The 19595-nt window shown below is 67.9% G+C and carries 16 protein-coding genes; 6 read left to right on the top strand and 10 right to left on the bottom strand.

All coding sequences use genetic code 11. The features are described 5' to 3' along the window. Position 1 precedes the first annotated feature (1 nt). Both ON43_RS29190 and ON43_RS29195 read left to right on the top strand, forming a co-directional pair. Positions 2 to 1186, top strand: coding sequence for a hypothetical protein (locus ON43_RS29190; protein ID WP_040812688.1), 1185 nt, complete (start codon positions 2 to 4; stop codon positions 1184 to 1186). 235 nt (positions 1187 to 1421) lie between these two features. Next, positions 1422 to 3560 (top strand): MMPL family transporter, encoded by a 2139-nt coding sequence (locus tag ON43_RS29195; protein WP_040812891.1) that lies wholly within the window; start codon positions 1422 to 1424, stop codon positions 3558 to 3560. Here ON43_RS29195 and ON43_RS29200 read toward each other — a convergent pair. Together ON43_RS29200 and ON43_RS29205 are read right to left on the bottom strand one after the other, a co-directional pair. Next, positions 3506 to 4315: an alpha/beta fold hydrolase gene (locus ON43_RS29200; RefSeq protein ID WP_040812690.1), complete on the bottom strand. Its 810-nt coding sequence runs from the start codon at positions 4313 to 4315 to the stop codon at positions 3506 to 3508. The genes ON43_RS29195 and ON43_RS29200 overlap by 55 nt on opposite strands. Beyond that, entirely contained in the window at positions 4315 to 4968 is a 654-nt protein-coding gene (locus ON43_RS29205; protein WP_083913814.1) for a dihydrofolate reductase family protein, read from the bottom strand. Before ON43_RS29205 ends, ON43_RS29200 begins: the two co-directional genes overlap by 1 nt. A gap of 27 nt (positions 4969 to 4995) precedes the next feature. Between ON43_RS29205 and ON43_RS46880 the strand changes: the two genes are divergently transcribed. Continuing rightward, complete coding sequence (locus ON43_RS46880; protein WP_040812694.1) at positions 4996 to 6135, top strand: alpha/beta hydrolase fold domain-containing protein; 1140 nt, start codon at positions 4996 to 4998, stop codon at positions 6133 to 6135. A 200-nt stretch (positions 6136 to 6335) separates the two neighbouring features. On the opposite strand, the gene ON43_RS29215 is transcribed toward ON43_RS46880, so the two are convergent. Continuing rightward, the gene (locus ON43_RS29215) at positions 6336 to 7580 is read right to left on the bottom strand and encodes a cytochrome P450 family protein (RefSeq protein WP_051179411.1); all 1245 of its coding nucleotides are present in this window, start codon (positions 7578 to 7580) and stop codon (positions 6336 to 6338) included. A gap of 91 nt (positions 7581 to 7671) precedes the next feature. Here ON43_RS29215 and ON43_RS29220 point away from each other — a divergent pair, with 91 nt between their 5' ends. Further along, positions 7672 to 8520 carry an MmyB family transcriptional regulator gene (locus ON43_RS29220; protein WP_040812696.1) on the top strand — a complete coding sequence of 283 codons (849 nt, stop codon included), beginning with the start codon at positions 7672 to 7674 and terminating at the stop codon, positions 8518 to 8520. Here ON43_RS29220 and rsmI read toward each other — a convergent pair. Beyond that, positions 8484 to 9338: a 16S rRNA (cytidine(1402)-2'-O)-methyltransferase gene (gene rsmI / locus ON43_RS29225; protein ID WP_040812698.1), complete on the bottom strand. Its 855-nt coding sequence runs from the start codon at positions 9336 to 9338 to the stop codon at positions 8484 to 8486. The two genes, ON43_RS29220 and rsmI, sit on opposite strands and share 37 nt — an antisense overlap. Before the next feature lie 439 nt (positions 9339 to 9777). On the opposite strand from rsmI, the gene ON43_RS29230 reads away from it, so the two are divergent. Beyond that, positions 9778 to 11394 (top strand): dolichyl-phosphate-mannose--protein mannosyltransferase, encoded by a 1617-nt coding sequence (locus ON43_RS29230; protein WP_373283495.1) that lies wholly within the window; start codon positions 9778 to 9780, stop codon positions 11392 to 11394. A 3-nt stretch (positions 11395 to 11397) separates the two neighbouring features. On the opposite strand, the gene ON43_RS29235 is transcribed toward ON43_RS29230, so the two are convergent. Both ON43_RS29235 and arcA read right to left on the bottom strand, forming a co-directional pair. Beyond that, positions 11398 to 11772 carry a GntR family transcriptional regulator gene (locus ON43_RS29235; protein ID WP_040812701.1) on the bottom strand — a complete coding sequence of 125 codons (375 nt, stop codon included), beginning with the start codon at positions 11770 to 11772 and terminating at the stop codon, positions 11398 to 11400. A gap of 7 nt (positions 11773 to 11779) precedes the next feature. Further along, positions 11780 to 13009 carry an arginine deiminase gene (gene arcA / locus ON43_RS29240; RefSeq protein ID WP_051179412.1) on the bottom strand — a complete coding sequence of 410 codons (1230 nt, stop codon included), beginning with the start codon at positions 13007 to 13009 and terminating at the stop codon, positions 11780 to 11782. A gap of 28 nt (positions 13010 to 13037) precedes the next feature. Here arcA and soxR point away from each other — a divergent pair, with 28 nt between their 5' ends. After that, entirely contained in the window at positions 13038 to 13589 is a 552-nt protein-coding gene (gene soxR, locus ON43_RS29245; RefSeq protein ID WP_174416506.1) for a redox-sensitive transcriptional activator SoxR, read from the top strand. Here the strand turns inward: soxR and ON43_RS29250 are convergent. From ON43_RS29250 to ON43_RS29265, 4 genes are all read right to left on the bottom strand, one after another. Next, positions 13586 to 14464, bottom strand: coding sequence for an SDR family oxidoreductase (locus ON43_RS29250; protein ID WP_051179413.1), 879 nt, complete (start codon positions 14462 to 14464; stop codon positions 13586 to 13588). The genes soxR and ON43_RS29250 overlap by 4 nt on opposite strands. Positions 14465 to 14628: 164 nt before the next feature. Continuing rightward, positions 14629 to 16503 (bottom strand): putative bifunctional diguanylate cyclase/phosphodiesterase, encoded by a 1875-nt coding sequence (locus tag ON43_RS29255; RefSeq protein WP_281033358.1) that lies wholly within the window; start codon positions 16501 to 16503, stop codon positions 14629 to 14631. Between the two features lie 16 nt (positions 16504 to 16519). Further along, positions 16520 to 18661 carry an Rv1355c family protein gene (locus ON43_RS29260; protein ID WP_051179414.1) on the bottom strand — a complete coding sequence of 714 codons (2142 nt, stop codon included), beginning with the start codon at positions 18659 to 18661 and terminating at the stop codon, positions 16520 to 16522. Next, entirely contained in the window at positions 18658 to 19479 is an 822-nt protein-coding gene (locus tag ON43_RS29265; protein ID WP_157514232.1) for a hypothetical protein, read from the bottom strand. Before ON43_RS29265 ends, ON43_RS29260 begins: the two co-directional genes overlap by 4 nt. Positions 19480 to 19595: the final 116 nt, after the last annotated feature.

A 19595-nucleotide genomic window follows, 5' to 3' on the forward strand; every position in this document is an offset into this window, starting at 1 on the left:
CATGTTCCGCCGTCCCATCTCCCCCACCGAACTCATCTATTTCCCGATGCGGGATCTGGCTCCGCCGTTCCTGATGCAGCTCGTGGTGGAGGGCCAGGGCAGCATCGACGCCGAGGCACTGCGGCGCGCGGTCGCCCGGGCCGCCGAGGCGAATCCGGGCGCGCGGCTGGTGCGCGACGGCAAGGATTGGGTCGACAGCGGGGTCGCGCCGAGCGTCCGGGTGGTCGACCACGCGCTGGAATACCCTGCGCTGGAAGCGGATCCGGTGCTGACCAGCCCGATAGGGCCGACCCCGGACACCACGGTCGAGGTGCTGCTGCTCACGGCCTCACCCACCACCCTGGTGTTCCGGGTCTTCCACGGCGTCATGGACGGCATGGGCATGGTCATGTGGGCCACCGACGTGCTACGCGTCCTGCGCGGCGAGGAGCCGGTGGGCGCGCCCGACCCGATCGCCGACGCCGAACTGGTGCGCAAGGTCGGCGCGCCCGGGCGGCCCACGCTCATGCTGCCGCGGTTCCGGTCGGCGGTCGGGCACGGGCGGCAGGAGCCGGGTGAGCACCGGCACCTGTTGCGCACCCGCACCATTCACGCGACCGGGCCGGGCGCGCTCATGCGGGTCGCGGCGCTGCTCGCCGAGGAGGGCGGGCCGCTCTCGCGCATCATGATTCCCGTCGACATCCGCCGCCACGATCCGGCGTTGCGCTCCACCGCGAATCTGGCGTTGCCGCTGTTCCTGGACGTGCGGCCGGGCGTGGATTGGAAGCAGCTCAACGAGATCAAACGTGCGGGCCTGAAAGAGAACCGCGAACTCAACCAGATGGACAACGGCGGCCTGAAGTACCTCCCGCAGGCGGCCGGGCGCGGACTGCTGCGCACCCTGAACCTGCTGGGCGCGCGCACCGGCCTGAACCTGGCCTCCGCCACCGTCTCCCACATGGGTCGCTACGACCTCGACGAACTCGCCGTCCCCGGCTTCACCCCCACCGCCATCAAGGTCATGCCCCAGCACAGCGTCGCCATGCCGCTGCTCATGGGCATGACCGAATGCGGCGGCCGCACCGAACTGACCGTCTCCGTCCGCAACGGCCGCGGCATTCCGGAACGCCTCGACGCCCTGCTGGACCGCATCGTCCACACCCTGGAATCCGAACTCACGCCGACGAACTCAGACGCAAAGCGCTGACCTTCGCCCGAACTCGTCATTCCGGCGCGCTTTTGGCCGGAATCCCCCCACTGGTGTGGATCCCGGCCAAAAGCATGCCGGGATGACTAGTGGGTGTGCTCAGCGCACACACCGAACCGCTCGCGCACACTGATCGGAGCACGCCATGACCGACATCGATACCTCCCCGAGTGCGGTGAAAACTCCCTCCCGGGTGATCGAATCTCCCTCCGGGACAGTGGAATCGCTCGGTCTGATGGCCTGGTGGGGCCGAGTGGTCGTGGCGCGGCCCAAGACCGTGCTGGCGGTGGCGGTGTTGTTCGCGCTGGCCTGCGGGCTGTTCGCGGCCGGGCTGCAGCAGCGGGTGAGTGCGGCGGGATTCGTGGTGCCGGATGGTGAATCCGCGTCGGTGGATGCTTGGGTGACCCAGCGGCTGGGGCCGCAGAATCCGGATGTCATCGCGATTTACACCGCGCCGGAGGGGCAGACGCTCGGTGATATCGGGCCGCGGGTGACGGCGGCGATCGGCAGCATCGATGCCGCGCTGCTGGATCGGCCGGTCGAAAGCTATTGGAACAGCCCGCGATCGAATTACCTGCGGTCTTCGGATGGTCGCCAGGCGGTGGCCGTGGTGTTCTCGGCGGGCGATGACAATCAGCGGGTGGCCGAGTATCCGAAGATCGCTGCCGCACTGCGGGTTCCGGGGCTCGAGACGAAGCTGACCGGGTACAGCGCGCTCGCCGACACCATCAGCGAGCAGTCACGGCACGATCTGGTACTGGCCGAATCGATTTCGATCCCGCTCACCGCGCTGGTGCTGGTACTGGTGTTCGGCGGGGTGGTGGCCGCCTCGCTGCCGGTGCTGATCGGCACGCTGGCGGTGGTGGGCGCGCTGGGCACGGTCGGGATCATGGCGCGGTTGACCGAGGTCAGTGTGTTCGCCATGAACGTGGTGTCGCTGCTGGGGCTCGGATTGGCCATCGACTATGGGCTTTTCATCGTGGGCCGGTTCCGCGAGGAACTGGGGCGGGGGCGCTCGACCGAGGAGGCGGTGACCCGGACCCTGCAGACCGCCGGGCGCACCGTGCTGTTCTCGGCCGCGCTGCTCATGTGCGCGTTCGCGGGCACCTTCGTGTTCCCGCTGGCCGTGCTGCGTTCGCTCGGCATCGGGGCCATCGCGGCGGTCGGGCTGGCCGCGCTGCTGTCGGTGACCGCGCTGCCCGCCATCCTGACGCTGCTCGGTCCGCGCATCGGCAAGTGGAGCTGGCGTGCCGACGCCTTCGAACGCTCCGAGCAACGGGCGCAACGATTCTGGGGCCGGGTGGTCACCGCGGTCATGCGCCGGCCAGGCACTGTGGCCATCGCGGTCGGTGCGATCCTGCTCGTGCTCGCCGCGCCTCTGACCGGTGTCCGGCTCGGCGACATCGACCACACCGCCCTGCCCGCGGGCAATGAAACCCGCACCGCCGTCGAGGAATTGAGCGCGCATTTCCCGGCCGCCAACAGCGGCGCGACCATCCTGCTGCGCGAAACCAACGGTAGTGCACCGACTTCGGCCGCGATCAGCACGGCGCTGCGTGAGATCGGCGGCGTGCAGGGCGTGCGCCAGGCCACCGCCCTCGACACCAAGGACAACACCACCGTCATCCATGCCGCCCTGGCCGCCCCGGACCGGTCACCGCGCGCCCAGGACATCGTGCACGACCTGCGCGACCTGCGCCTGGACGGGCTGAAGCTCCAGGTGGGCGGCGAGAGCGCCTCGACCGTCGACAGCATTGCCGCCGTGCTGGACCGGCTGCCGCTCATGATCGCGGTCATGGTGGCGGTCACCCTGGTCATGCTGGCCCTCGCCTTCCGCTCGATCGTGCTGCCGCTCAAGGCCGTACTCATGGCGTTCCTGAGCCTGACCGCCACCTTCGGGGTGCTGACCTGGATCTTCGACCAGGGACACCTGGCGAGCACACTGCACATCAGCGTCGGCCCGCTGTCGGCGGGCATGCTGGTGCTGATCATCGCCGTGGTCTTCGGGCTGTCCACCGACTACGAGGTGTTCCTGCTCTCGCGAATGGTGGAGGCGCACAACGCCGGTGCCGACACCGAGGAGTCCGTGCGCATCGGCAACGTCCAGACCGCCCGCGTGATCACCGCCGCCGCAACACTTCTCGTGCTCATCACGGGGGCATTCACGCTGTCCCCGCTCACCCCCATGCGATTCCTCGGCCTCGGCATGGTGATCGCCCTGATCATCGACGCCACCCTGGTCCGCATGCTGCTGGTCCCGGCGCTGGTCAAGCTGATGGGGCCCGCCAACTGGTGGGCCCCGGGCAATCGGAAAAAGGTTCAGCCGAAGAACTCGATCAGCGCCGGAGCCAGCACCGGGGCCTTGACCAGGTGAGTCTGGCCGGGCAGGACCCGGTAGGTCGCGCCCGGAATCGCCTGGGCCAGTGCCTCATTGGCATTGCGCATCCAGGCCGGGCTCTTGCTGCCCGCGATGACGATGAACGGCACATCGAAGTCGGCCCATCGATCGGCGGGCAGCTTGTGCCCCCGTTGGAACTGCGCCATGTACTGCAGGTCGTAGGCCAAGGTCGGCGCGACCGTCTTCAGGTGACGCCAACCCGGGAACAGCGGGAATGCCGCCACCATGAGTGCGGGCAAGCGGACGCCGACCCGCATGAAGTACTTGATGGCATCGCCGTTCTTCCCCTGCGCCAGTAGCGAATTCACGTGCTCCACGTAATCGTCCGGCACGGGCGGCCGGGTTCCGTCGTCGATCACGAACGGCACCTCGTAGAGGGCGACCTTGCGCGCCGAACGGCCGCTGCGCAGATAGTCCAGGATCAGGCCGCCGCCCGATGAGATGCCGTACAGCATCACCGATTCCCCGGCCAGATCGGAGACCGCGTCGAGATCCTCGAATTCGCGTTCCACGTCGAACGGGAGGTTGTCGCCGCTGCCGCCCCGGCCGCGCCGGTCGTAGGTGAAGACGGTGTACCGGCTCGAAAGCGCCTCGGCCAGCGACTTGTTGGGCCCGAAATCCTGGGCGGCGAGCCCGCCGTCGACCAACACCACCGCCGGGCCCGAACCGTATCGGGTGTAGGCGATGCGGGTGCCGTCCTTGGAGTCGACGAATCCCTTGACCGCGTCCATCAGTTTCCCTCCTGACGGGTGTAGACCAACTTCACGACGCCGCAATCCAGGGTGCGGCAGTCGGTCAGGGCGAAGGCGGCGGGCGACTGGTCCGCGGCGTACAACCGCGCGCCGGGACCGCCCAGGATCAGCGGAAACACCAGCAGCTGCAATTCGTCGAGCAGGTTCTCGGCGATCAGGTACCGCACCAGGGTGCCGCTGCCGCCGACACCGATGTGCTGATGCCGGTCCTTGAGCGCGGCGATCTCCTTGTCCAAGTTCTCACGCAGCACGGTGGTGTTGGACCAGTCCGAGGACTCCATGGTCGTGGACACCACGTATTTCGGCAGCGCGTTGACAGCGTCGAAGTACGGACCGGACTGGCTGGTGAAGAAGGGTTTCAGCCCCTCGTAGGTGAGGCGGCCCATGAGCATGGCGTCATTGCCCGCCATCATCTCGCCCACGGCCTGCTGCACCTCGGTGTCGTTGAAATACGACCCGGTGTGCGGATCTGTCGGAGAGATGGCGGGCGCGAGACCGGTCCAGCCGCTCTCGGTCACGCCGTCCAGTGAAACATACTGTCCTGCAATTATTTTTCCCATGCGTCTACGGTCGCAGCTGCGGCGGGTCCGGGGAATTGCCGGGATCACAAGACACCGATGCCGCTGCGGCATCAATGCCGGGCGGGCATACTCGGGCGCATGGTCGAGCCGGCCCGGACTCCGGAGGGCGTGGAACTCCGGCACCTGCGCGCCTTCGTCGCGGTGGCGGAGGAATTGAACTTCGGGCGCGCGGCGCAGCGGCTCTACGTCACCCAGCCCGCGCTCAGCCGGACCATCCGGGGGCTCGAGAAACTGGTGGGCTGCGATCTCTTCCACCGCAATACCCGCAGCGTGAGCCTCACCGCCGCGGGCACGGCGCTGCTGGATCGCACTCGGGACGTGCTCGCGGATCTGGATGCCGCGCTGACCGCGGCGCAAGCGGCCGGTGGTGAGCTCTCAGCCCGCATGGATCGGATCTGGAGTCCGGTGGAGGAGACCTTCAACGGTGACCTCACGCCCATGCGATCCGCGTTCGAGGCCATGCTCGCGCAGTTCCCCGCGCCCGAGGGTGTATTGCTGGAGCCGGTGAATGCCGGTGGGGTGCCCGGGATTCAGCTGGTGCCCGCCGATGCCTCCGAGCTGGTCGCGGTCTACGCGCACGGCGGCGGGTTCATGATGGGGTCGGCCTACGGCTTCCGGGGGATGGCGGCCACGGTGGCCGAGTCGGCCCACGCCCGGGTGCTGGCGCCGGAATTCCGGCTCGCGCCCGAGCATCCATTCCCCGCCGCCCGCGACGATGTGCTGACCGTGTACCGCTGGCTGCTGGATTCCGGCCACGCGCCGGAACAGATTGCGCTGATCGGGGATTCGACCGGCGCGATGTTGATGCTCTCTGTCCTGCTGCGGGCCCGCGAGGACGGTCTGCCCATGCCGCGCGCGGCCGTGCTGCTCTGTCCCGCCGTCGATTTCTTCGCCCCGGCCGAGTCCGCGCCCGCCGAGGTCGAACTGCATCTGCGGTTCCAGTCCGCCTACCTGGGGCAGCGTCCGGCGCACGATCCGGAGGCCAACGCACTGTGCGCGGATCTGCACGGATTGCCGCCGACCCTGGTGCAATCGGCGGAATTCGACGAGATGGGCCGCGGCATCGGCAGGCTGGTCACGCGGCTGCGCGAGGCCGGAGTCGCGGTGCGGCACGACGTCTTTCCGGTCGAGGGGCACGCCTTCCAGCTGTACTGGTCATTCCATCCGGAAGCGGCCGAGGCGGTGCGGCAGATCGGAGAATTCCTGCGCGCCCGATGATCCGGTGGACGCCGCGTGATCCGGTGACGCAGCTGCGTGCCGTGGCATATCGCTCGCGGACACACAGCTGCGCCTCACCGGATCGCCGTCGTTCGCCATTGAACGCGGCGTACCCGCGATCCGGACCTGGTGTCGGCCCGCGGAGATGAGCGCACAACCCCCTTCGTCATGCGCGCATCTCGGCGGGCCGACGCCCGGCCTCAGGGGCGGAGTCGTACCGGCAGACCGGTCAGACCCCGCACGATCAGGGATTTGCGCCAGGACAGCTCGGCATCGGCGGCGAGTTCCAGGTCGGGATAGGCGGCCAGCAGGCGGGTCAGCGCGACCCCGCCCTCCATGCGGGCCAGTGGCGCGCCGACACAGCGGTGGATGCCGTAGCCGAAGGCCAGGTGGTTCTTGTCGGCGCGATCCAGGTCGACGGTGTGCGGATCGGCGAAGCGGGCCGGGTCGCGGTCGGCCGCGGCCATCGAAACCAGAATGCGCTGTCCCGCCGGGATTTCCACGCCGCCCAGGGTGACGGGGACGGTGGTGTAGCGGAAGGTGGCCTCGCTCGCCGGCGACTCGTAGCGCAGCACCTCCTCCACGAAATCCGGTACCCGGTCCGGATCCTGGGTGAGGGTGGCGCGAACGGCCTTGTCGTTCAACAGGATCGCGACCGCATTCGAGATGAGGTTGACCGTGGTCTCGAAACCGGCGACGAGCAGCAGGAACACCATGCTGATCAGCTCGCGGTGGGAGAGCCTGTCGCCGTCCTCGCTGACCGAGATGAGTTCCGACAGCAGATCATCGGCGGGTTCGCTGCCCTTGGCTCGGATCAGCTGGTCGATATAGCCGACGAACTGCTGCACCGCGGCCGTGCGGGCCTCGATGGTCTCGTCATTGGAGACCAGGGTGGTCGACCAGGCGCGGAAATTGTCGCGCTCCTCGTTGGGCACCCCGAGCAGCTCGCAGATGACCAGCATGGGCAGCGGGAAGGCGTAGCGGTCCAGCAGATCCTGGTCGGTCCCGGCGTCCGCCGCCAGGTCCGCGAGCAGGGCGTCGGCCAATTCGGTGATGCGCGGGGCCAATTCGCGCACGGCTCGGCTGCTGAAGGCCCGGTTCACCAGGGTGCGCAGGCGGGTGTGCTCCGGCGGGTCGTAGAAGACCATCATGTCGCCGAACATGGCGCTGGCCACCTGCCCGCCCGCGCCGTCGCCCGCGAGCGTGGCCCGCGCGCCCTTCGACTTGAGGGCCTTGCTGACGGTGGGGTCCAGGAACGCGGCCTTGGCGACCTCGTAATCGGTGATCAGCCAGCCGGTGGCGCCGTCGGGAAAACGCACGAAATGCGCAGGGCCACGCCCGCGCAACTCGTCGTAGGCGGCGTGGGGGTCCTGGTAGAAGTCCTCGGTCAGCGCGAACGGCTCGGTCGCCAATTCGCTTGCCGTGACGGCGGTCTCATGCCCCATGATCGGCGACTCTAACAGTGCGCCGCCGGACCGGTCCCGCCGTCGACCACCCCCGCCACTGCATACACTCGCAGTGCACACACTAGGCAGAATGCGAACCACGAACACCATGCACGAACCCGAAAACCCCACGCTGGGACGGTTTTTCACCTTCCTGCGGCAACGCGAGGAACAGCGCCGCCACGACGCCGGCACGCTGCCCCGCAACCGCAAGCTCAGCCGCGAGAAGGCGGCCGGCGAAGCCCACATCACCGCCAGTTACCTGACGAAACTGGAGCGGGACGAGGTCGGGCGGGTCGATATCGGGATCCTGCGTCAGCTCACCGACACCTACCGGGCCAATGACGAGGAATGGCGCTACGCCTGCGATCTCGCCGGGTACGCCTCACCGTATCCGGTGTGGCCCGGCCTGGATCCGGCCTCGCACATGCCCTCGCTCGAGGTGTTCCAGGCGGCGCTGACGCCGATCATGCGTACCGAAATGGCCGAGGCCACCGGCGATCTGGTGTCCTTCTACACCCCGCAGCGGCGACTGCTGGCCGCCAACCAGGCCTATTACGACACCTTCCCCACCCACGAGCCCGGTCTCTACCTGCTGGAGTGGTCGTTCACCGACGAGGCCAAGGAGGTGATGATCAATTGGGACGACCAGGCCGACGTCGGCGTCGCCTGGCATCGCGGCATGATCGGCCGCTACGGCCACACCGACTGGGCGCAGGAACAGCACCGCAGGCTCTGGGAGTTCCCCGAATTCCGGAAGAAGTGGGAGAACGTCGAAGTCGCCTATGCCCGAGCCCTCAGCGCCGAAACGCTGGTCCGCAAGCCGGACGGCGACTACGTCATGATCATGGAGAACTGGCAGCTGCAACACCACCTGCCGATCACCAGATCCCGCGGGCGGCTCTATCCCGCCGATCGCGCGGCCAGCACCGCGTCATAAAGCTCCCGACGCGACGCGCCGGTGGCCGCGGAAACCTCGGCGCACGCATCCTTGAGCCGTAACCCCGACTCGATCAACGCCTCCACCTGCCCCACCAGATCGGCAGGCTCCGCCGAAACCGGCTGCGCCCCTTCGAGAACCACGGTGATCTCCCCCCGCGCACCCTCTACGGCCCACGCGGCCAGCTCGGCCAAACTGCCGCGCACGACCTCCTCATAGGTCTTGGTGAGCTCCCGACATACGGCCGCCCGCCGATTCGGCCCCAGCACCTCCACCGCGTCGGCAAGACAATCGGCCAGCCGATGCGGAGCCTCGAAGAACGCCACCGCCCGCGGCTCCGACGCCAGCGTCCGCAGCCACTCCTTCCGCTGCCCCGACTTCCGAGGCGCGAACCCATCGAAACAAAACCGCTCGACAGGCAATCCCGACAACGCCAACGCGGTGGTCACCGCCGACGGCCCGGGCAGACACGTGATCGGCAGCCCGGCCTCCACACACGCTGCCACCATCCGATATCCCGGATCACTGACCGACGGCATCCCCGCATCGGTCACCAGCAGCACGGTCCGCCCGCCCTGGATCTCCTCGAGCAACATGGGAATCCGAGCAGTCTCGACGTGGTCGTAGAAGCTGACCACCCGCCCGGTGATCTCCACCTCCAGCGCCTTGGCCAGCGACCGCGTCCGCCGCGTGTCCTCCGCCGCCACGATCTCCGCCGTCCCCAGCGCATCCCGCAACCGCTGCGAGGCATCTCCGATGTCACCCATGGGCGTTGCCGCCAAGACCAGCCGCCCGCCAGTACTCGGCTCCGCACTCATGTGACTCCTCCGCCTCGATTCCACCCAACTCGTCCCCCGACTCTATCGACGCCCTCGAAACCACCCGACGCCACGACCTCCCCGCCGAGCCCGACCCGCCCGGCGCAGCGGCATGGTTCGCCGAGTGGCACACCAGCGAGGGGATTTGCCCGGATTGGCCGCGCTGGTGTGCCACTCGGCGGAAATGGGGGTGGGGCTGCGGGCGGATTCGGAACACGACTCGACCTTCGACGTCTCCGATGAGCTTCCGGCGGATCGGGCTGAGGCGCGTGGCAACACCGCCGCCGACGCGTGGTCGGTGGCGGACCGGTCCATCGAGGGGCACACCAGTGAGGGGAATTGTCGGGATTCGGCTCGGTGGTGCGCCACTCGGCGGAAATGGGGGTGGGGTGGGCGGTGGGGAGGGGGTTTGGGGGTGGGAGCGCTTACGATCGGGGGCGTGACCCAGGTGACCGACGTGCGACCGGCAGCGGTGGGGGCGGAGACGGCGGCGGTGTCGAGTCCGGCTCCGCTGGTGCCCTCACCCGATTTCGGGCCGACGGATTGGGCTCGGGGGTGGGTGGTCACGTTGGTGCTGACGGGGATCGCGGCCATTACCCGATTCCTGCTGTTGAACTATCCGACGGATCTGCACACGCCCGTCTTCGACGAGAAGCACTACGCGCCGCAGGGGTGGCAGGTGCTGACCAACGGCGGTGTGGAGGACAACCCGGGGTACGGGCTGGTCGTGCATCCGCCGGTCGGCAAGGACATGATCGCGCTCGGGGAAGCCATCTTCGGGTACACGCCGTGGGGGTGGCGGTTCACCGCGGCCATCTCCGGAACCCTGATCGTGCTGTTGACGATTCGCATCGTGCGCCGCATGACCCGCTCCACGCTGATCGGCGCGTTCGCGGGGATCCTGCTGATCTGCGACGGGCTCACCTTCGTGTCCTCGCGCATCGGCATGCTCGACATCTTCCAGGCCCTGTTTGTGACCGCGGCCTTCGGCTGCCTCGTCGTGGACCGCGACGACGTCCGGGCCAGAATCGCCCGCGTCGCCGCCGAGGGCCGCATCGACGACAGCGAATACGGGCCGCGATTCGGCGTGCGCTGGTGGCGGTTCGGCGCGGGCGTGCTGCTCGGTCTGGCCTGCGGCACCAAATGGTCGGGCGCGTACTGGATCATCGGCTTCACCGTGCTGGCCCTGGCCTTCGACCTGTCGGCCCGGCGCGGCTACCGGGTGCGGCGGCCGTGGGCGGGACTCGCGGTCCGCGATCTCGGGCCGACGATCTACGCGCTGTGCGTGATCCCCGTCCTCGTGTACCTGGCCTCGTTCTGGGCCTGGTTCGCCAGCGAGACCAGCTACGACCGGTACGCGGTCGGGGTCCGGGTCGGGCGCGGCGGCGACTTCTCCTGGGTGCCGAGCGCGCTGCGCGGACTCTGGTACTACGGCGGCGAGGTGCTCACCTTCCACAAGGAGCTCACCAACTCCGCGGGCAATCACCATCCCTGGGAATCCAAGCCGTGGACCTGGTTCATGGGCTTGCGGCCGATGCTCTATTACTACGCCGACACCAATGTCACCGGCTGCGGCCAGCCCTCCTGCGTGAAGGCCGTCATGGCGATCGGCACCCCGGCGCTGTGGTGGGTCTGCTTCCCCATGCTCGCCTGGGCCATCTGGCGCAGCGCGGTGCGCCGCGACTGGCGCTACGCCGCCGTGCTGGTCGGCTACGGCGCGGGCATCCTGCCCTGGTTCCTGGATCTGGACCGGCAGATGTACTTCTTCTACGCCGTGCCGCTCGCGCCGTTCCTGGCCATGGGTGTGGCACTGGCGCTCGGCGACATCCTCGGCCACGCCCCGCCCAGCGGCAGGCGACTCTCGGGAGCCCCGGGAGTCTCGGCCTGGCAGGGCTTCCTGCCGCCGAGTGAGCGACAAGGCTTGGGGCTCTTACTGGTCTGCCTCTACCTGGCGCTGGTCATCGCCAATTTCATCTGGCTGTGGCCGATCCTGACGGCGATGCCCATTACTCCGGGCAGCTGGCATGACCATTTGTGGCTTCCCAGCTGGCGTTGACGGCTAACTGACCGTTCGGGTTTCGCCGAGCGCCGCGTGCAGGTACCGCACCGCCGCGTCGTCATCTAGGCCCAGCCGACGGATCACCGCGACGTACTCGGTCGCCGCCCGCCCGGCCAGATCCCGGGTCGGGTCGCCCGACGAGGCGATGAAAGATCCCAGCCGCCCGCGGGTTTCGAGCACGCCGTCCTGCTCCAGCTCACGGTAGGCGCGCGCCACCGTGTTCGGAGCCAGCTTCAGCGTCGCCGCCAGCGCCCGGACCGTGGGGATCTTGGTCCCGGCGGCCAGCTCGCCGGACCGCACCCGGGCGATGATGCCCTGGCGCAGTTGCTCATAGGGCGGGACCGTCGAGTGGTGGTCGACCGGGATGTCCAGCATGGCTTCATCACACCTCGTCACGCGAGAGCGGGCAGGACAGGCAGCGCGGACCGCCTCGGCCGGAACCCAACTCGGAGCCGGGGATGCGCAGCACCTCGATTCCGGCGTCTTCGAGCCGCGCATTGGTGTTCTCATTGCGTTCGTAGGCGACCACCACACCGGGTGCCAGGGCGAGGGTGTTGTTGCCGTCGTCCCACTGCTCCCGTTCGGCGGTGACACCGTCGAGCCCCGTGTCGACCACCCGCAGCTTGCCGATGCCCATGGCCTCGGCCGCCACGCGCAGGAAGGGATCCGGGCCTGAGATGTGCACGCCGCCCCCGTCCTCCTTGCGAATGGTGAAGGCGCACAACTCATCCTGGATGGCCGGATACATGACCACCGCGTCGACGTCCACCATGGTGCAGACGGTGTCGAGATGCATGGTCGCACGGGTCTGCGCGATCGGCACCACGAGCACGGTGTGCGCCAGATCGTCCTCGAACAGGCTGCGCGCCAAGGCTTCCGCGCCCGCCGCCGTGGTGCGCTCCCCCACCCCGACCGCCACCACGCCCTTCGCCAGCAGCAGCACGTCACCGCCCTCGATGGGGGCGGTGTGCGATTCGTAGGCGCGCCGCACGCCCAGGAAGCGGGGATGGAAGGCGTAAATCAGGTCGGTGAGCGAGGTTTCGCGCGCACGGGCGGGTAGCGCCAGCGAGGTGATGGCCACCCGCGGGCCGATCCAGAACGAGGAATCACGCGTGAACAGCAGATTCGGCAGCGGGTCGATGACGAAGTCGTGCCCGTGGTGCATGCGCCGCACCAGCGAGGTGGCGTCCGGACCGAAGGGTAGTTCGTCGAATGTCATGCCGGACATGAGGATCTGCGCCAGGTCCTCGGCGGCCACCCCGCGCAGGTACGCGGCCAGCTCGTCGGCGAGCACGTGTCCCAGCCGACGCGCGTCCACCGCGCCCGAAATGCCCTGAATCCGTGCGGCCCCGCTGGCCTTGATGGTCTCGGTCAGCACATCGGCCAGCAGCAGCACCTCCACCCCGCGACCGCGCAACACCCCGGCGAAGATGTCGTGCTCCTGCTGCGCGCGCTCGACCCACGGAATGGCGTCGAAGAGCAGCTGGTCGTTATTGCGCGGGGTGAGCCGGCGCAGCTCGTCGCCAGGACGGTGCAACAGCACCGTGCGCAGTGCGCCGACCTCCGAGGTCACGGAAAACGGTCGCGCCGTGGGTGCGGCCTTTGTTCCCATGACACGACGGTAGTTCCCCGCGCCCCGGATGGCATGCAATTCGCACCCGCGAAAAACCTGGAGTAATGTTCGGGTTGTGCAGACCGCGTCGTGGCAGGCGAAGGAGCTGACCCCCGGTCAGCTGGCCCAGCGGGCCGGAGTTTCGGTGTCCGCCTTGCATTTCTACGAACGTGAGGGCTTGATCACAGCCCGTCGAACCAGTGGCAATCAACGCCGCTATCCCCGGGAAACCCTGCGCCGGGTGGCCTTCATCCGGATCTCACAGCGTGTCGGCATTCCGCTGGCCGAGATCCGCCGCGCCCTCGACAATCTGCCCGACGGCCGCAACCCCACCCGGCGGGACTGGGAGACGCTGTCCACCACCTGGCGCGAGGACCTCGACGACCGCATCGAACAGCTGATCCGGCTGCGCGACAACCTGACCGGATGCATCGGCTGCGGATGTCTGTCGCTGGGCGTGTGCAAGATCTTCAATGCGCACGACCATCTGGGCGACGAGGGGCCCGGCGCGCGGGTGCTGGATACGCACGCGGCCGAGAACTGCAAGAAGCCGGGGGTCTGCGCCCCCGACACCGCCTAGTCCGGCGCGCCGTTGGCCGGAACCGGCTCCTCCCGGGGCAGGAACGTGGTGAACAGGTCGTTCGCGCGGCGCATGACGAACTCGTACGGCCAGGCGAACTTGCGAGCCCACCAGTAGCCGAAGCGGATGTCGAACTGGGTGTGGATCAGATACGTGCCCTTCTCGACACCCTTCAGAATGATCTCGGCCACCTCGTCCGGGGACTTGGCGTGGCGGCGGAAGCGCTTGATCCAGGCCTGGATTCGCGGATCCTCGCGGTCCACGCCGACGACGTCCACGGTCTGCACCAGCGGCGTGTCGACCGCGCCCGGCACCACCAGGTGCACCTTGATGCCGTGGCGCTCGAGGTCGAAGCGCAGCACATCCGAGACGCCGCGCAGGCCGAACTTGCTGGCGCTGTAGGCGGCGTGCCAGGGGAAGGCGAGCAGACCGGCGGCGGAGGAGACGTTCACCAGCGCGCCACCGCGTTTCGCCTTGATCATGGGCGGGATGAAGTTCTCGATGACGTGGATGGGACCCATGAGATTCACGTCGATGAGACGCTTCCAGTGCCGGTGCTCCAGATTCTCCACCGTGCCCCAGGTGGAGATGCCCGCGACGTTCATGACCACATCGAGCGAGCCGATCTGCTCGTGCACCTTCTCGGCGAAGGCGGTGACGGCGTCGTAATCGCTGATATCGAGGGCGACGGCCACCTCGACGATGCCGCCGCCGGAGCGAATGGATTCGACGGTCGCGTCCAGCCCGTCGGAGTTCACGTCGGTGAGCACCAGCCGGGCGCCCTTGCGGGCGGCGGCCAGCGCCGTGGCCCGGCCGATGCCGCTCGCCGCGCCGGTTATCAGGGTCTTCTTGCCGCTCAGGCCATGATCACGCACGCCGGATCCATCCTCGAATTTGACAGCCTTGTCAGACCGCACGCTACTACGCGAACAGTAGTGTTCGCGAGTCGGGCGAGTACCCGTTACGCCCCTATTTTCCTGGGCACACGCGCTCCAAACCCGGATTCCGCGCCGCGGCCGGGAAAGTTAGGGGATCGATGTCAGGACGGGCCGGGCAGAACCGAACGGCTGGTTCCCGGCAGATCCAGATCCAGGGCGATCCGCCCCGCCGCCAGATGCTCCTCGACCTCCTCGGCCGGCATCGGCCGCGCGATCAGGAACCCCTGCGCGCGATAGCAACCCAGCGCCACCAGCGTGCGCGCCGCCACGGTGGTCTCCACCCCTTCACCGACCACGCCCAGCCCGAACGAACCAGCCAGCCCCACAATCGATTTCACGATCGCAAGATCATCAGCGCTGGCGCCCAGCCGCTGCACGAACCCCCGGTCGATCTTCACCGCGTCCACCGGCAGCGCCTTGAGATGCGACAGCGACGAATACCCGGTCCCGAAGTCGTCGATGGCGATCTGCACACCCATCCGCTTGAGCCCGCGCAACGTCACCTGCGTCCGCGCAAGATCCTGCACCACAACATGTTCCGTGATCTCCAGGCACACCGACGACCCATCGATCCCGTACCGCCGCAGAATCCCCTCCATGGTCTCCACGAAGTCCAGACTCACCAGCTGCACCGGCGAAACATTGATGCGAATAACCACATTCGACGCCAACCCCCGCCGCCGCCAACCGGCGAACTGCTCCGCCGCCGACCGAATAACCCAGCGCCCCAACTCCCCCGCCAAATTGGTCGCCTCGGCCACCCCCACAAAAGCCCCCGGCGGCAATAGCCCCCGAGTCGGATGCTGCCACCGCACAAGCGCTTCCAACGCCACAACCCGCCCGGTCCGCAAATCCACCTCGGGCTGATAGTGCAGAACCAGCGACCCGTCCGACACCGCCCCGCGCAGGTTCAACTCGACGTCATCCTGCAATTCGAACTGCGCCCGCATGGCATCGGTGAACACCGCAACGCCATTCCCACCACTCGACTTCGCCGACAGCAGCGCATGATCTGCCCGCCGCAATACGTCCGCGACCGTGGTCTCCCCCGGAATCCCCAGCGCCACACCAACACTCGCCCCGCGGCTGACAGTCTCCTCCCCCACAGTCACCCGCCGCGCGATCAACTGCTGAATCCGCGTAGCCTCCCGCTCCGCCGCCGCCGCATCCATCGGCTTGGCAGGCACGATCACGAACTCGTCCCCACCCAGCCGCGCGATCACATCCCCGGCATCCAGGTTCTCCCGTAACCGCTTGGCGAGCGTACGAATGAAATTGTCCCCGGCCGTATGCCCGAGGAAATCATTGAGCGCCTTGAGCCGATCCAGATCCAGGAAGAACGTCGCCACCGGTCCCGCGCAACCCAGCCTTAGCCGCTCGTCCATATGCTCGAGCAATGCCCGCCGGTTCGCCAGTCCGGTCAGATCGTCGTGCATGGCGATGAACCGCAACCGCTCCTCGGCCACCACCCGGGCCTGCAGCTGCGCGAACAACGCGGCGATCGCCTTGAGCACGTTGAGTTCCCGCGTGCTCCACTCGCGGTCGCCCTCCTTGACGAAGCCGAGCACTCCGGTCGGCAAACCGCGAGATACCAGCGGCACGGAGGCGACCGATACCGATGACAGTCCCGAAGAGTCGCGGATGGTGCGCTGATACTCCTCGAACTCGGGCGTCGGCCGGACCAGGAAGGGCTCTGTGGCGTGCTCGAGGCTGGCGAACACCGGATCGGAATCGTCGAATTTGGCAACCCGGATCGGATCCGGATCCGGAATCACCTCACGCGGCGGCCATTCGGCGATGAGGACGGACTCCCGCCGCTCGAGGTCGGTATGTCGCAAATAGCTGAAGTCCACGTCGAAGTGCGAGACCAGCCATGACAAGACCCGCTCACTCGACGCCACCATCGTATGGGCGTCGACACCCATCAGCTCGGAGGCGACTTGAGTCACCAGCGAGTCGAGCGTCTGCCGAGGCACTCTGTCTCCGATCGCACTAGCCGAACAGGCCCGCTTGTAGCACCGGGAGCCGACGACTACGGACCTTGGTCTCCGCCGCATAGCTCAGGCGCAGCACCAACACCATCAACTCGTCCGGTGGCACTCCCAACAAGTCCAGGAAACGGCCCTGAAGTGACGCTAGTGTATCGGCGAACTCCGGGGAAACAGCAGAGAGTTCATCGGAACGTCGCGCAAACAGGAACACCGGAGAGACCGGCTGTACCGCCAATCCGTGCCGTTCGGCCTCGATCCACGCCCGCTGCAGCGCCTCGCCCGCCCGCGCGTAGGTGGTGAGTTCATCCGCATCACCGGGCACCGGATAGGTCAGCGCCGCGACCGCGGAACTGGTGCGGATCCGGTCGCGGGTCGCGTCACCCAGGGCGACGCCGCCCGACCAGGCCCGCAACTGGGCCATGACGTCGGCACGGCTCGCGACCTCGAGTTTCACCATTTCATCGGGAGGCAGCTCGAGGGTCCGCACGTCCGTGCCGTAGCGCAGATCATCACCCGGCCAGCGCAGTTCGGCGAACATCTCCTCGTGCAGTCTCGGCGTCAGGTAGCGCACCCGGTCCGATTCCGCGAGCAGCCGACCCGCCTGGTCGATCTCGGCCGGATCGGTGACCACCCGCAGCCCGCCACCGGCCTGCGCGGCCGCCGCCCCGATCGACTCGAGGTCCGCGGCGGGCACCTGCGCACCCGTTCCATCGCACCGATTGGTATGGCGAGCCAAGAGCCCCCGATAGTCCCGGGCGAGTCCGGGATCGGTCCCCGCGCCGAGCTCGAGCTCCGCCGTGAGGTCCGCCGGGCCGTCCGTCCGCAGGCTGCTGGCACCGAGCAAACCGTGCGCGGCCGCCGCCACCCGGGCGTTGTACAGCGCCGCTCCGACCGCCAGCGCGCTGCCGCGGTAGCCGATATCCATGGACGAGGTTCGTTCCGGCGCAAGAGAAATTGTCACCCGGCCCGGATCGGCCCGCAGCGTCCACGGTTGCGCGTTGCCGCCGGAGGGTGCGCGCTGGGCCGCGTACAGCACACTCTCGACTCCCGACTCCGGCACCGGGTCCTCGAACGATTGGTCCGCGAGCAGCGGTTCCACGATGGGCGGCGGCTCGGCGATATCGTCCAGGCAGCGGTCCACATCGATGCGGGTGCGCCCCGACGGCAATTTCTGCCCGAGCCCGATCCGGCGCACGGCCGCCGCGACGGTGGCACCGCCGAGCTGCACGTCGCCAGCCAGCTGGGGCCAGCTGTTCATGGTCTCGCCGATCTCCACCATGCTGGCGGCGAGCTTGTCGGAAAGGTTGCGGCCGTCCAGGATTCGGATCACATGCGGAGCCTTGTCGCGGGTCGACAGGCCGCGCAGGTCGGCGGCGCGGGTATCGCCGAGCAGACCGTGGAAGGGGCTTCGGCCCGGCTCGAGGTCGAAACGCTCCACGTCGAGCAGCCCGCGGTCGTTGGACTGCATGATCAAGGGCACGCGGTGCCGTCGAGCTCCCTCGCGAACGGCGAGTTTGATGTCGAGTGAATCGCATTCCTCGACGACTATCGACAGTCCGGCGAGGAAGGCATCGATGTTGTCGTAGTCCAGCCCCCGGTCGTAAACCTCTACCGGCAGATAGGGATCCAGTTCCGCGATCCGCCGTGCGGCGACCACCGACTTGTTGACGCCGAGATCGAACAGGGTGACCGGTACACGATTCAGATTGGTCAGTTCCATCGCGTCGAAATCCGCCAGCCGCAGCCCGCCGCAGATTCCCTCGAGTGCCAGCGTGTGGGCGACGGTGTGACCGACGCTCTGTCCGACCACACCGATCACCTGGGTGGCGAGCGTCGCCTGCTCGGCAGGGGTGAGGATGTTGCGATTCCGATCGAGCCGAAGCGCCCGCAGGAGTTGCGGACCGGGCAGCGCAATCGCCGCACGCCGCCACGGATAATAAACCCAGCGTTCGGCTTCTGCCCCTTCGGACAATTCGGGAGGCTTGACCAAAGTCGCGAATTCCGCGCGCAGCAAATTGCGCTTATCGACCATTTCGACGGCATTGCTCGCACGCAATTCCGCGAGCTTGGCAGCGTCCTCCGGATTGCGTTCATCCAGCAAAAGCGGCCGGTACTCGTCCCCCGCGTAGCGATCTTTCGTCATGCCTGCGCCTGACCCTGGTCAGGAAACCACGAAATCGGCGGGATCGGGCCGGCGGCACTGAGCGCCGCCCATTCCGCATCGATCGCACGCACCTGCTCCGGACTCGCGAGCGATCGAAAGGACTGCAGGTCCCACCACAGCGGAACTGTGCGGTAGCGATCGTCCGGATACGACGACGCCGGAATCCACCACGCCGTGCGGGCGCCGCCCCGGCGATAGAGCGGTAGCGCGTGCTCGGCCGCCGCGCCTACCGAATAGCGAGCCCCCAACAAGGGAATGAAATGGATGATCGCCCGCGCGACCCAATCCGCCAGCATCGGGTGCTGCGGAGACTTCGGGACGACCCACCCGGTCCGGCACTCGTACACGCCCTCGGGTATCTGGTCGGCGACCATCTTCCGGAAGGCGTACTCGCCCGGCAGGCCCGCCCAGCTCACGATCGAGGGAGCTTCGTCCACATGCTTGAACGGGCCCTCGGCCCGCACACCGGCGACGGCATGTCCGTCGGCATCGACGGCCACCGCGAATAGCGCGGTTGACGAGCCATCGATGACCCGGTCGTAGTCGACGGCGCTCTCCGCACCGTAATGTCCGTAGACGCGCAGGGCGCCCTCGAGGTAGCACTGCCACAACGCAGGATCGGCGTGCGGCGGCCCGTAGCAAAAGGTGTACCCGGATGGTGCGTCCTGGAGCCGCAGCATGTCGCCACCAGTACCTGCCGGTGGGACGAGCGCGATCGGATCGACTGCCATATCTTCCCACTCCATTACTGCACTGTCTGCCGCGCGTATGCCGCATGGGGAGGTCGATACGTTCATGTATCGGTCACACCCCACTTCGGCACCTAGGGGAGTATCCGTCAGGTGACACAAATTGTCCAGGCATCCGGCAAACCCCTCGAAACCCGGATATGTCTCCAGAAATCCCCCCAGGT

The sequence above is a fragment of the Nocardia concava NBRC 100430 genome, assembly GCF_000308815.1.
In the GTDB taxonomy this organism is placed as follows: domain Bacteria; phylum Actinomycetota; class Actinomycetes; order Mycobacteriales; family Mycobacteriaceae; genus Nocardia; species Nocardia concava.

Bases quoted from the DNA above. Each gene is read 5' to 3' on its own strand.
- ON43_RS29190 (WP_040812688.1), top strand. From the start codon at position 2: ATGTTCCGCCGTCCCATCTCCCCCACCGAACTCATCTATTTCCCGATG.
- ON43_RS29195 (WP_040812891.1), top strand. From the start codon at position 1,422: ATGGCCTGGTGGGGCCGAGTGGTCGTGGCGCGGCCCAAGACCGTGCTG.
- ON43_RS29200 (WP_040812690.1), bottom strand. From the start codon at position 4,315: ATGGACGCGGTCAAGGGATTCGTCGACTCCAAGGACGGCACCCGCATC.
- ON43_RS29205 (WP_083913814.1), bottom strand. From the start codon at position 4,968: ATGCCGCAGCGGCATCGGTGTCTTGTGATCCCGGCAATTCCCCGGACC.
- ON43_RS46880 (WP_040812694.1), top strand. From the start codon at position 4,996: ATGGTCGAGCCGGCCCGGACTCCGGAGGGCGTGGAACTCCGGCACCTG.
- ON43_RS29215 (WP_051179411.1), bottom strand. From the start codon at position 7,580: ATGGGGCATGAGACCGCCGTCACGGCAAGCGAATTGGCGACCGAGCCG.
- ON43_RS29220 (WP_040812696.1), top strand. From the start codon at position 7,672: ATGCGAACCACGAACACCATGCACGAACCCGAAAACCCCACGCTGGGA.
- rsmI (WP_040812698.1), bottom strand. From the start codon at position 9,338: ATGAGTGCGGAGCCGAGTACTGGCGGGCGGCTGGTCTTGGCGGCAACG.
- ON43_RS29235 (WP_040812701.1), bottom strand. From the start codon at position 11,772: ATGCTGGACATCCCGGTCGACCACCACTCGACGGTCCCGCCCTATGAG.
- arcA (WP_051179412.1), bottom strand. From the start codon at position 13,009: ATGGGAACAAAGGCCGCACCCACGGCGCGACCGTTTTCCGTGACCTCG.
- soxR (WP_174416506.1), top strand. From the start codon at position 13,038: ATGGCATGCAATTCGCACCCGCGAAAAACCTGGAGTAATGTTCGGGTT.
- ON43_RS29260 (WP_051179414.1), bottom strand. From the start codon at position 18,661: ATGACGAAAGATCGCTACGCGGGGGACGAGTACCGGCCGCTTTTGCTG.
- ON43_RS29265 (WP_157514232.1), bottom strand. From the start codon at position 19,479: ATGAACGTATCGACCTCCCCATGCGGCATACGCGCGGCAGACAGTGCA.